General features: G+C 56.9%; 8 protein-coding genes. 4 read left to right on the top strand and 4 right to left on the bottom strand.

Going from position 1 to position 11,872, the window contains the following annotated elements; genetic code table 11:
• Positions 1 to 7: 7 nt before the first annotated feature.
• The 3 genes from AC1DCP_RS10155 to AC1DCP_RS10145 all read right to left on the bottom strand — a co-directional run bounded on the left by AC1DCP_RS10155 (position 8) and on the right by AC1DCP_RS10145 (position 5,442).
• A complete protein-coding gene (locus tag AC1DCP_RS10155; protein ID WP_013761577.1) occupies positions 8 to 2,230 on the bottom strand; it encodes a type I secretion system permease/ATPase in 2,223 nt (740 codons plus the stop codon).
• A gap of 76 nt (positions 2,231 to 2,306) precedes the next feature.
• Positions 2,307 to 4,328 carry a hypothetical protein gene (locus AC1DCP_RS10150; RefSeq protein WP_035199460.1) on the bottom strand — a complete coding sequence of 674 codons (2,022 nt, stop codon included), beginning with the start codon at positions 4,326 to 4,328 and terminating at the stop codon, positions 2,307 to 2,309.
• 151 nt (positions 4,329 to 4,479) lie between these two features.
• The gene (locus AC1DCP_RS10145; protein ID WP_035199459.1) at positions 4,480 to 5,442 is read right to left on the bottom strand and encodes a hypothetical protein; all 963 of its coding nucleotides are present in this window, start codon (positions 5,440 to 5,442) and stop codon (positions 4,480 to 4,482) included.
• A 908-nt stretch (positions 5,443 to 6,350) separates the two neighbouring features.
• Here AC1DCP_RS10145 and AC1DCP_RS10140 point away from each other — a divergent pair.
• On the top strand, positions 6,351 to 7,121 hold the full coding sequence (locus AC1DCP_RS10140) for a helix-turn-helix domain-containing protein (protein ID WP_476774291.1): 771 nt from the start codon (positions 6,351 to 6,353) through the stop codon (positions 7,119 to 7,121).
• 59 nt (positions 7,122 to 7,180) lie between these two features.
• Here AC1DCP_RS10140 and AC1DCP_RS10135 read toward each other — a convergent pair whose 3' ends face one another.
• On the bottom strand, positions 7,181 to 7,531 hold the full coding sequence (locus AC1DCP_RS10135; RefSeq protein WP_013761572.1) for a hypothetical protein: 351 nt from the start codon (positions 7,529 to 7,531) through the stop codon (positions 7,181 to 7,183).
• A gap of 396 nt (positions 7,532 to 7,927) precedes the next feature.
• Here AC1DCP_RS10135 and AC1DCP_RS10130 point away from each other — a divergent pair, with 396 nt between their 5' ends.
• The 3 genes from AC1DCP_RS10130 to AC1DCP_RS10120 are packed head-to-tail and all read left to right on the top strand — an operon-like array spanning position 7,928 to position 11,860.
• Positions 7,928 to 8,950, top strand: a complete 1,023-nt coding sequence (locus AC1DCP_RS10130; protein WP_013761571.1) for a UDP-glucuronic acid decarboxylase family protein — start codon at positions 7,928 to 7,930, stop codon at positions 8,948 to 8,950.
• Between the two features lies 1 nt (position 8,951).
• Complete coding sequence (gene galE, locus AC1DCP_RS10125; RefSeq protein WP_003510883.1) at positions 8,952 to 9,935, top strand: UDP-glucose 4-epimerase GalE; 984 nt, start codon at positions 8,952 to 8,954, stop codon at positions 9,933 to 9,935.
• Entirely contained in the window at positions 9,932 to 11,860 is a 1,929-nt protein-coding gene (locus AC1DCP_RS10120) for a glycosyltransferase family 2 protein (RefSeq protein ID WP_035199454.1), read from the top strand. The genes galE and AC1DCP_RS10120 overlap by 4 nt, the downstream gene beginning before the upstream one ends.
• Positions 11,861 to 11,872: the final 12 nt, after the last annotated feature.

Raw genomic sequence — 11,872 nt, 5'->3', positions numbered from 1 at the left:
ACGATCCTCAACCCTCGATCTGCGGAGACTGGCTACTTTGCCGGCCATTGCCGGAAATAGCCTTCAGTACGTCCATCCGTTCGCCGAACATGGCGACCGATCCGTCCTTCAGCACCATTATCTTGTCGACGCACTGAAGAAGTGCGGGTCGCTGGGTGATGGTGACGGTGGTGATGCCCTGTTTCTTGGCGTGCAGAATGGCTTTTGCCAACGCCTGTTCGCCCTGCGTATCAAGGTTGGAGTTTGGTTCGTCCAGAACCACGAATTTGGGATCACCGAAGAAGGCGCGGGCAAGCGCGATGCGCTGCTTCTGGCCGCCCGAAAGCGGTGCGCCATCGGCGGCAACCACGGTTTCGTAACCCTGCGGGAAACCGGCGATCAGCTCGTGTACGTCAGCGAGCACAGCCGCCTCGTAGATCTGCCGGTCTTCAACATCGTCACGCATGCGACAGATATTGGCCTTGATGGTGCCGGGAAACAGCTGCACGTCCTGGGGCAGATAACCGATGCTTTCACCGAATTGCCGCTGGTCCCAGTTGCGCAGGTCCATGAGGTCAAGGCGGACATTGCCGGAAGTGGGAAGGATGGAGCCGACCAGCATCTTGCCAAGCGTCGTCTTGCCGGAACCGGAATTGCCAATGATGGCGAGGGATTCACCTTTCTTCAGCGAAAAGGAAATGCCGTTCAAGATCACCTTCTTCTGCGGCGGCGGCACGAAAAGGATACGTTCCACATCCAGACGCCCTTCCGGATTGGGCAGGCGCAGACGCGGGAAATTGAGCGGTGAGGTGATGAGAAGCTGCTTGATACGGCTATAGGAGGCTGCAGATTTGTTGAACTGATGCCAACCCTCGATCGCCCCTTCGATGGGCGCCAGCGCGCGGCCGGAAATGATGGATGCTGCGATCACCATGCCGCCGGTCAGTTCGCCTGCGAGAGACAGATGCGCGCCCCAACCCAGCAGTGCGACCTGCGTGATCATGCGGGCTGCTTTGGAAACACCTGAGAACATGATGTTGCGATCCTGCGCCGCCACATGCGACTTCAGTGATCCGGCTGTTTCACGACCCCACATCTTCACGGCCTCTGGGATCATCGCCATGGCATTGATGATCTGCGAGTTGCGCGACATGGAATCGAGATGGAAATTGGCGCGGCTCAGATAACCGGAGGCTTCCGCGAACTGTCTGGCGGTGAAGCGCTGGTTCAGCCAGGCTATGATGAACAGCACCGCGCAGCAGACCATGATGATGATGCCGAGATGCGGATGTACAAGATAAACCACCACGATGAAGAGGGGCATCAACGGCGCATCGAGAAAGGCGATCAGGGTGCCGGAGGTAATGAAGGAACGCAGCTGCTGCAGGTCCTGCAGAATCTGGTAGTCCTTGCCGCTGCCATGCAGGGAGGCACGGGCCGCTGCCGACAGGATCGGCGCTCCAAGCTGCACTTCAAGCTCGACAGCGGTGCGCATCAGGATGAAGCGCCGGATGGCGTCCATGAAGGCTTGCAACAGAACCGCGCCGAGAACGGCGACCGTCAGCATGACGAGTGTATCCATGGAGCGGCTTGTCAGGACCCGGTCCGAGATTTGAAACAGATAGAGCGGGATGGCAAGCAGCAGAACGTTGATGGCGATGGTGAACAGCATCACGATCGCCATGTTGCGCCGTATCGCGGCGATGCCCTTGGCGAGGCTGGCGGCGAAATTGACGGGTTCACTGCGCTTGTGGAAGCCGCTCTGGCTTCCGCCGCCGCCTCCGCCACCGCCGCCATTCTCCGTCGGCTCCTTGCCGTTGCCGCCGCCGCCCGTCACCGGACGGCGCTCGTTTTCACGGATAGGCCCGTCATTATTGTCGATGGTCTTGACGAAGGGCAGGTCGGGTGCGCTTTTCAGCTCGGTATTGTCCACCTTTGCTTCCGGCTCCGGCGGTGAGGCGGGGCGCCGGTCTTGCTGCGGCGGCACTGGCCTTTCCTGCGGAACGTCACGCATTTGCGGTTGTTCGGCGTATGGGGAATGTTGTGGAAGGGGCCGGGGCGGTGTGATCTCAGGGGAGGGCGAGGCTGCTTTCACGGTCGGTTCCGCGCCGGACAGGTGACGCAGGTTTTCGACGGCCTCGTTTATGGCCGAAATGCAGGCATCAGTCAGCTTGCTGTCTTCCGCATCCTGATCCAGCGGCAAGTCCAGCGAGTGCCCGGCGGTAATGGTTTTTCTTGAAATATGATCCATTTTTTTATTAATCCCCTCGGTGATCTCGCGGTTTCTGCGGCTTTGGCGGCGGGTGTTTCTCCCCGCCTGTCAAAACCTATGCAGTGACCGCCTGCATGACGTCGGATGAATGCGCGCTCGACCACGACATGTCGTGACCGGCGTTGATGACGCCATCGGATTCATTCTGAATGGTGGCGGGATCGTCGTGCAGAAACGCGATCACTTCGTTTGCCAGCTGCTGGCCTTGGTGACCCGGTTGCGACGCATCATTTTCGATGATGCCGCCCTGTATAAGGATAGCATCCGAATAAAGCCCGCCTGCGACGTAGGTGGTGGAACCGAAGCTGTCGTAATCGATAATCTGCGCGAGATTGATGACGGCGTTGCTGCCGGTATCGATATGGATCGTGACGTTCTCGTTGTTTTCCAGAATCTTTGCGGCTGCCTGCGTCACATAGTCGGAATCGCCCAGCACGCTCACCTGTTTGATGATGCTGACGTCATAAAGATTGCCAGTGATGTAAAGGACGTTGATCCCCTGATAGCCCGCAAAATTGGCATCGTGGGCAAGCGCGTCCGGCATGTTCGGATCACGCTCGTTAATCGCTTTCACCGTCTGCGCCATATAGTCCGGCATGGTTTCGAAACGGTCGTTGCCACCGACATTGTGGATGCTGGCGTCGTTCCACAACAGGTTGTTGCCGGACTGAACGGTGGCGCCCTCAGGCGCGTCGGGGTTGGCGCGGATCCAGTCATTGTCGTAAAGCACGGCGATCTGGCTGATGAGGTTCATGTCCAGCACATTGCCGCCGACGATGACCAGATCGTACTGCATGCCGATGCCGAGGAAATTGGCGATGTTGAGGGCAGCGTTGCCACCGCTCAGCAAGCTGACGCTGGCACCCGAAGAGGTAACCGTCAGTGTGTCGTTGTCGCTGATGAACTGGTACTGCTCGATCCAGTGGACGAAAGACACGTCTCCCTCGAGGACGCTGACACGCCAGGCAGTGGGAAATATTGGCGGTTCACCACTATCGTGGCTGCTATCGGCGCTTTCTGCACCCGGATAGACACTGCGTGAGAAGGTCGCAATATTGTAGGCGGCGGTTGCGTCATGGTCTTCGGACTGCGTGAAAACGGAATCGACCTCATCGCGGTCGCTATAGACATAGGCCTGGGTGATTGCATCGATCTGGTGATAATCGCCCATGACGGTGGTGACGGAGGCCATGACGGCAGTATTGACCAGCGTTGCTATGTTGGCGACGACATTTGCGCCGGCAGCCACATCGAGGCTGTTTCCGGCGGGGCTATCCTCATGCAGCGAAACATCGCTCTTTTCAGGCTCTTCAGCGGGCTTGGCAATGCCACGATCCGGCATGAAGTCGTCGAGCATTGGCTTTTCGCTTGCCATGGAGCCATTGATGTAGAGGCCGTTGATGTCATTGCCGGCGAGAACGAAATCCTGTTCCGCGCCGGTTCCAAGGGACGTCACGTCATTTTCGCGCGCATGGTCGATATAATCATGTGCTGATTTGGCGAGCGCCTGCAACGCGTCGTAGCTGTCGGTGCGCTGGAAAACGGAAAAGGGCGTGAAGACGGCTGCTTCGTTATGGAACTCGACGGTGCGCTGGGTCACGAAACTGGTGTCGCGCGCCACATTTGGGCCGTCCGTCATGTTCAGATAGTCGTCGTCCTGAAGAATGTTGACCTGCGTGACATGCGCGATAACCGAGCCAGGGCCGGTGTGCACCACCAGTTCGCGTTCTTGCTCAAAGGAGACACTGCCCGGAAAACGGAAATGCGCGGCTGACATATCGACCGGTATCGCATTTGCAAGCTGCTGCATGTCGTGTTCGACCATGCGAGCGAAATGCGGTTGCAGATAGTCGAAGTCGTAATAGCCGGCGCGATATTTAACGCCGGGATCGTAATCCTGAAGCTGCAAGTCGTAGGTCTTGTCTAGCAGTCTTGCCGCGTCATCATCCGACAACCGGTCTTTGTTCGCGTGTGCCGTGCCTTCGGCATAGTTGCTTCTTAGACGCGCTTCCTCGATCACCGTGTCGAACAGGCCGATGAAATGCGCAATCATGTCTGAAATTCTGTCGATTTGCATTGCAGGTCCCTCCCTGATCATCGCGGCAGAGCCTGGGCGGCGGGCGGCACACGTCCAAGAGGCGGTGCTTCGTCTTCGCGCAAACCCGGTCCTTCAACCGCAAACTGCACCGGCGAATGCCGGTGCAGCTTTTTTCATAGAGAGGTACTCGTCAGGAGCCGCTGTCCTCGCCGGTATCAGAAACATGCGAGTTACCGCCTGTGACCGAGACATCAACGGCATTGGAGAGCATGTTGGCGCCCTGCACCAGTTCCAGATGGAAGCCGGAGTTTGCAAGGATAGCCGATGCATCTGCAGTGCTGGTACCCGCAGCGTCGTCGCCAGCCTTGAGGTCCCATCCCTTGCCGTCCATGCCTTCTGCGCCAAAGGCGTCGCCGGCATTCGCGCTCAGATGGTTCTGGGCACCACCATTGTCCATCCTGACATCCCAGGCCTGATCCTGATCCGCCAGGTGGTTGGCCTGCACAAGGCTGAAGCCCGTGTCGTTGCCTTCGCCGTTGAGCGAGCTGTTGAGGATATTGTCGACATCAAGTGTGAAGGAGAAGTCGTCACCGAGGTTAAAGGTGAGGTCTCCGCCAGCGATGCCGAGATTGCCGACATCCTTGACGCCGGCGATGTTGCCGAAGTCGTCATCCGACTTGTAGAAACTGTCAGCGGAGTTGAAGCTGTCGGAAGTCGTCGTTGTTGTTGTTGTCGTGTCGTCGTCGGAATAGGAGAAGGTCTTGGTGTCCGTATCCGTGACCGTCTTCACGTTGGTGTCGTTGTCGCTGTACGACTTGCTTTCATAGCTCCAGTCGTAATCGGTCTTGATTTCGGTGCTGGTTTCGGTGCTCGTCTTTACGGTCGTATCGTTGTCGCTGTAAGACTTGCTGTCATAGCTCCAGTCATAGTCGTTGTCGCGATTGTCGCCGTTGCCCACTGCAACGTCGATTTTGGCGTCAACATCCACATTGGTGCTGTTGTCGCTGTTGTCGTTGTTGCGGTTTTCACCGTTTGCGGTGCCGACGTTGCTGTCGTCCACCTTTGCGTCATTGGTCGAGGTGTTGGCGAAACCCTCCGAAAGCGCGCCAATCTTGGTGATGTCGTCGCCCGCAGGCTGTGGATTGTAACCCATGTCGATTTCCTCCGAAAAAGCTCGGAGCAGCTTTCGAAATCCCTCTCATCTAAAACGGGATTTTTTCGCGCTTGCTCCGCGTTGCACAAAGATTGATGTTCTGCAGATGCACTCGGTACGTCTCATCTGCGGCTTGGCATCGGCCCGTAACCGGGCTCTTCTCGTTCAGCCCTTGTGCGCTACTCGGTATTAAGGCGCACAAATCCGTTCCTCGCTCCGTTGGGAGCGCGGTGGCTTCGTCTTTTTGCTTTCGTTATGTCTTGAAAAGGAACCGGCGTTTGCAAACACACGTCAAAGGCCGGGGTTGTCTTTCCATCGGTCACTGTTTGCAGCGACGGTCAGACTGTGCAGCAGAAAAATCGCGCTTCCTAGCTATCAATTCGGGCTAAACATATCGGCACCCTTACCACCAATATATATGTCGGAAGGCGGTCGCATGGAGATTTGCCGCCGGTTCAGACGCAAATAATTGCGCTCAGGCCGGGAAAAGCTGCTTTTTCTAAAAATATAGTCAATGGCGGTGAAAAGGGTCCCTATCCCGAAATGGCACATTCCGGAAGCTCGTTTGCCGGGCAGGTATGTAAAGGGATATCAACCAAAAGTTATATTTTCCCGGATTGCAAAACCGGAGCGAAAGCTTTTCCGATGTGTTTGTTTTTACACTGGTTCCGGGCTGAACGATTCATTACGGGCGTAACCAATTTTGTACGTCAATTGCAAGAAATAACCCATTTGGGCCATTTCTTTGCACAGCTTTTCGTATTAGCCTCCTTAATTAACGGGTAATTAATGATAGTTGACATGGCGTGAAGCGGGAGTTGCCCCATTTGTTTCTAGGGGTATCCCGGCGAATGACAGAGCACACAACCAAAAAGAACGTAATGCGTAGCGCTTTAGGGGAGACGTCGATGTTCATGGGAACTTCAGATTATGCGGCAAAACAAAGTGGAGCCGTTGCGCCTATAAATGGAACTTTATTGATCATCGCGGATCCGGACCTGTTTTCCGAGTGCCTCGTGGAGGCGCTGGGCAAAAAGTTCCCTACATTCGCTGTGATGAGCGTTATGTCCGCGGCAACGATCGACGATGACTATGGCGCCGATGTCCGGCTGGTCCTGCCGTACCGTATGTCGGGCGAGCGGCTTCATAGCGTTCTTTCGGCAGTCCACGAAAAGCATCCGGATGCCCCAATTGCACTTGTCGTCGAAACCATCGACAAGTTTGAGGAGCCGCTGAAGCAACTGGTGGGGATGCGTATCATCGATGGCGTGCTGCCGCTTAATCTGCGGCTCGATGTTTTCATGGCGGCGGTTGATCTCCTCATGAAGGGCGGGGAGCATTTTCCCGCTGCCCTTCTCGGCAAGCTCACCCCCTATTCCCAGGCCATGAACGGCAAAAGCGTTCAAAGCAACGCCGTGATCGCCAACCGCGCCGACGCTCTTGCCGTCAGCAAGAGTGAAATGGCGGCGCTGACGACGCGCGAGGTGCAGATCCTCGACCTGCTTTGCAAGGGAACGCAAAACAAGATCATCGCCGACCGGCTTCACCTGTCCGAGAATACCGTGAAGGTGCACGTTCGCAACATCTACAAGAAGATGAATGTGCGCAACCGAACGGAGGCAGCGTCGCGCTTCTTTCACAAGGACGACGACGCGGCTATCTCCGGCTGGAGAAACTGAACATCTGGCGGCCTGATGCCGCAAGGACGCCAGTTTCAAGCAGAGGTTATGCCTGAGGCTCAGGGCCTCAGGAAACAGCGGGACTTCTGACCAAATCCGCTCGGTGAGCAGATATAGGGAGAAGAACCGGAATAGGAATGCCGCGGCGATATCGTCGGTGTGTCGTAAGTATCGGCAACAAGCGTGACGGCTGCGTTGCCTGTCTTGTCATAGCCGTAGGACGCCTTGGCTGGAGCAACCCGGCTCTTGATCGTCGCCGTATTAGCAGATGCGGTCTTGATCAGAACGGCATCTTCAACGACGGAGCACGAGGCCGTTGCGAAAGTGAACGTCGCAAGTGCGGCGGCAACAAGTGCAAAACGACAGCGGCGGGCCGCTTTGCTGTTATGGGAATAAGGCATTTCATTCATGATGTATGTCCCCTGAAATCGACTAGCTGTCGCATCTCGCCGGGTGGTTTTGCCCCGGTGGACCGAGCCTTACAAAACCAGAATAGTCCCGACTGGTTGAGCGAAGCTTGCGCTAATGCTCAATAAGAAAGGCATAATGGAGGCGTAGTTAAAAAGTATTAAATCGAGTGATTAATACGAGTAATTCGGGGTAATCAATTGTAATATTTCGATAAAATAAAGTTGACCTGTTTTATGACGCGCCTATCATAAAAGTTGAAATATACCGAATCCAAATATTAAAACCTCCAGAAGAAATAAAAACCGGAGGTGACATTCGAAATATCCTGCAATCTGGAGTTTGATCTAGTTCAAGTCGAATCAGCCGGGCTGGTTCCTCATTGGGAGGAGTGTGTAATGCGTAATTTCGTTCCCAACGACCATGACAACGGCGCTACAATCTATTCCGAGTGGCGGCCAGGCCAGCGCGTTCTGGTCAACGGCGGGGCTGGTTTCCTTGGCTCCCATCTTTGCGAACGTCTGTTGGCTTGCGGTCATGAGGTGATCTGTCTCGACGATCTTTCGACTGGACGGACCGTGAATGTTGAGCATTTGCAAGCCAACAAGCGGTTTTTGATGGTCGAGCATGATGTCCGCAAGCCCTATGACATCGACGTCTCGCTGATCTTCAACTTCGCGTCGCCGGCCTCGCCGCCGGACTACCAGCGTGATCCAGTCGGCACCCTGCTTACCAATGTGCTCGGCGCGGTCAACGTTCTCGAAGTCGCTCGCAGATGCGGTGCAACCGTGGTGCAATCCTCGACATCGGAAGTCTATGGCGACCCGCTCGTCAATCCGCAGCCGGAAAGCTATTTCGGCAACGTAAATACAATCGGGCCGCGAGCCTGCTACGACGAGGGCAAGCGCAGCGCCGAAACGCTTTTTTTCGATTATCACCGCTTTTATGGCGTCGATATCAAGGTTGGGCGCATCTTCAACACCTATGGGCCGCGCATGCGCCCCGATGACGGGCGGGTGGTCTCCAACTTCATCGTCCAGGCGCTGAAGGGGTCGGACATCACCATTTATGGCGACGGCAGCCAGACGCGCTCCTTCTGCTACGTCGATGATCTGATCGACGGGTTCCTGCGTTTTTCAGCCAAGCCGAAGGATTGCACCGGACCGATCAATCTCGGCAACCCGACTGAAATTCCGGTGCGGCAGCTGGCCGATATCGTCATCCGCATGACGAATTCCCGCTCGCGCATCGTGCATCTGCCCGCCGCGATCGATGATCCGCAGCAGCGCCGTCCCGATATTTCGCGTGCCAAGGAAATGCTCAGATGGCAACCGCGCGTACCGCTCGAAACCGGTCTGGAGAAAACCATCGTCTATTTCGATGCGCTGCTGGCCGGCAAGAAGGTTGCGGAGGCCGTATGAGATGTCCCGTACAATCCTCGTCACGGGCGGGGCCGGATTCATAGGCAGCCACATCTGCAAGGCGCTGGCGCATTCCGGCTTCAAGCCCATTGCTTACGATAATCTCTCGACGGGTCACGCGGATTCAGTTCGCTGGGGTCCCTTTATTGAAGGCGACATTCTGGATCGTGGTCTCTTGAAGGCCACGCTCAAGGAGTTCTCGCCAGCCTTCGTCATACATTGCGCCGCAAATGCCTATGTCGGCGAATCCGTCGAGGATCCGCGCAAATATTACCGCAACAATGTCGGCGGCAGTCTGGCGCTTCTGGATGCCTGTCTCGACCAGAATATCGGCGGGCTGGTATTTTCCTCCAGCTGCGCCACCTATGGCGTGCCGCCGCAATTACCGATCCGCGAGGAAACGGCGCAGATGCCGGTCAATCCCTACGGTCGTACGAAGCTGATTTTCGAAATGGCGCTCGATGATTACGCTGCCGCCTATGGCATGCGTTTCGTCGCTCTGCGCTACTTCAATGCGGCGGGTGCCGACCCGGATGGCGAACTTTACGAACGCCACGAGCCGGAAACCCATCTGATCCCCCGGGCACTGATGGCTGCCGCCTCACGGCTACCGCAACTTGATGTCTTCGGCCAGGATTACGATACCAGCGACGGCACCTGTATCCGCGACTACATCCATGTCAGCGATCTGGCTGATGCCCATGTGGCCGCCGTCAACTATCTTGCCGATGGCGGCGAGACCCTGCGTGTCAATCTCGGCTCCGGCCACGGCACATCGGTCGGGGATATCATCCGCGCGATCCATCGCGTCACGGGACAGGAAGTGCCGGTGCATTTCGGCGCAAGGCGCGCCGGTGATCCGCCCGCCCTGTTCGCTGATATAGAAAGAGCGAGGGCGACCCTCGGCTTTGCGCCGAAGCGCTCCGATATAGACACCATCATCCGCACGGCTGGTCCCGGCTTCGGGTTGGAGGTGCTGTCATGAAAGCTCGCTCTACCCCTTCCTTACCATCATCGCGTCCCGTCGCTGGGCAATTGCGAATGCTGCCCGTCTTCACCGGCTGGAACCGCATGGCCTATCGTCTCGGAATTGGCGGTTGGCTGGTGACGCTTGCCTATTTCTGGATCTGGTGGCTGGACCGGGATCGGGTCATCGACTGGCCGTATTTTACGATCGTTACGGTAACACTCGCGTGGATCACGCTTCTGCCGTCCTATTTCATCTTCATCTTCCTGAACGCCAGGGTCGTCGACCGGCGCTCTCCTCTGCCGCAGGGCAGGGTGGCGATGGTTGTAACCAAGGCGCCGTCGGAGCCTTTTACCGTAGTACAAAAGACGCTGCAGGCCATGCTGGAGCAGAAGGGCCTGGAATTCGACGTGTGGCTTGCGGATGAGGACCCGGATGCGCAAACGTTGAAATGGTGCGGCGCGCACGGTGTTTTCGTTTCGACGCGGAAGGGTGTCGTCGATTATCACCGCAAGACATGGCCTCGCCGCACCCGTTGCAAGGAAGGCAATCTCGCTTATTTCTACGATCATTACGGGTATGAGCGTTATGATTTCGTCGCGCAATTCGACGCCGATCACGTTCCGGAACCGGACTATCTGAGTGAAATCATCCGTCCTTTCGCCGATCCGGCGGTTGGATATGTCTCCGCACCAAGCATCTGCGATGCCAATGCAAAGGAGAGCTGGGCTGCGCGTGGCAGGCTTTATGCCGAGGCAAGCCTGCACGGCGCCCTGCAGCTGGGTTACAACAACAGCTGGGCGCCGCTTTGTATCGGCTCGCATTACGCCGTGCGCACCAAAGCCCTGCGTGAGGTGGGCGGTCTGGGACCCGAGCTTGCCGAGGACCATTCCACCACGCTTTTGATGAATGCGGGCGGCTGGCGCGGCGTCCATGCCGTCAACGCAATCGCGCATGGCGACGGGCCGGTGACTTTTACCGATCTCGTGGTGCAGGAATTCCAGTGGTCACGCAGTCTGATGACCATCCTCTTGCAATATTCGCGGCATTACGTGCCGAAGCTTCCCTTGCGGTTGAAATTCCAGTTCCTGTTTTCACAGCTCTGGTATCCCCTGTTTTCCGGCTTCATGGCACTGATGTTCGTGCTTCCCGCTTTTGCACTGTTGAGCGGCCAGGTACTCGTCAATGCCTCCTATCCAGTGTTTCTGGCGCATTTCCTGCCGATTTCGCTCATCATGATCGTGTTCGCCTTTTTCTGGCGGGCCACGGGGGCCTTTCGCCCGCATGATGCGAAACTCTTCGGGTGGGAAGCCATCGTGTTTCTGTTCCTGCGCTGGCCCTGGTCGTTGATGGGTGTGCTTGCGGCGATACGCGATACGATCCGTGGTGATTTCGTCGACTTTCGCATTACACCCAAGGGCACGCAGGCAAAACCGCCGCTGCCGCTGCGTGTAATCGCGCCTTACATGGTTCTGGCGGCACTAAGCCTTCTCGCAATGGTGCTGGCGCCGCGTGAAAACGCTGCGGAAGGTTTCTTCGTCTTCGCCGCGATCAATGTGGCGATCTACGCGGGCCTTTCGGTTTTTCTTCTCGTCCGACACACCATGGAAAACGGCTTGCCACGGCTGCCGGCATTGCGCGGTGGGGCGACGGTTGCCGCCTGTTCGTTACTGCTTGTGGCAGGTAGTGCCGCGGAACTCAGCTCCCATGCGATTGGTGGGCTGGAGGCCCTGTCGCACGGGCAACCCTATGTCAGCTTCACCGAAACGCGGTTCACCGTGGCCGGTGCTGGCGTGGAGGGAGCGAGATCGGTGCGTCTGAAACTGCGCATCGTACTGCCGGGAATGCCCGGAATTCGAAACATGCAGGCGGAGCCCATGGTGCCGCCACCGGTCATGACAACCGGAGAAATCATGCTGGCCGACAATAGGGTCGGACAATAGAAGGAGGAGGCT

This window comes from Agrobacterium sp. 10T429 (assembly GCF_056393925.1).
The sequence above is the reverse complement of the archived record's forward strand: the minus strand, read 5'-3'. Positions and strand labels throughout refer to the sequence as shown.

Excerpts from the sequence above, each read along its gene's own strand:
- AC1DCP_RS10120 (WP_035199454.1), top strand. The coding sequence starts at position 9,932 with ATGAAAGCTCGCTCTACCCCTTCCTTACCATCATCGCGTCCCGTCGCT.
- AC1DCP_RS10145 (WP_035199459.1), bottom strand. The coding sequence starts at position 5,442 with ATGGGTTACAATCCACAGCCTGCGGGCGACGACATCACCAAGATTGGC.
- AC1DCP_RS10130 (WP_013761571.1), top strand. The coding sequence starts at position 7,928 with ATGCGTAATTTCGTTCCCAACGACCATGACAACGGCGCTACAATCTAT.
- AC1DCP_RS10135 (WP_013761572.1), bottom strand. The coding sequence starts at position 7,531 with ATGAATGAAATGCCTTATTCCCATAACAGCAAAGCGGCCCGCCGCTGT.
- galE (WP_003510883.1), top strand. The coding sequence starts at position 8,952 with ATGTCCCGTACAATCCTCGTCACGGGCGGGGCCGGATTCATAGGCAGC.
- AC1DCP_RS10155 (WP_013761577.1), bottom strand. The coding sequence starts at position 2,230 with ATGGATCATATTTCAAGAAAAACCATTACCGCCGGGCACTCGCTGGAC.
- AC1DCP_RS10140 (WP_476774291.1), top strand. The coding sequence starts at position 6,351 with ATGTTCATGGGAACTTCAGATTATGCGGCAAAACAAAGTGGAGCCGTT.
- AC1DCP_RS10150 (WP_035199460.1), bottom strand. The coding sequence starts at position 4,328 with ATGCAAATCGACAGAATTTCAGACATGATTGCGCATTTCATCGGCCTG.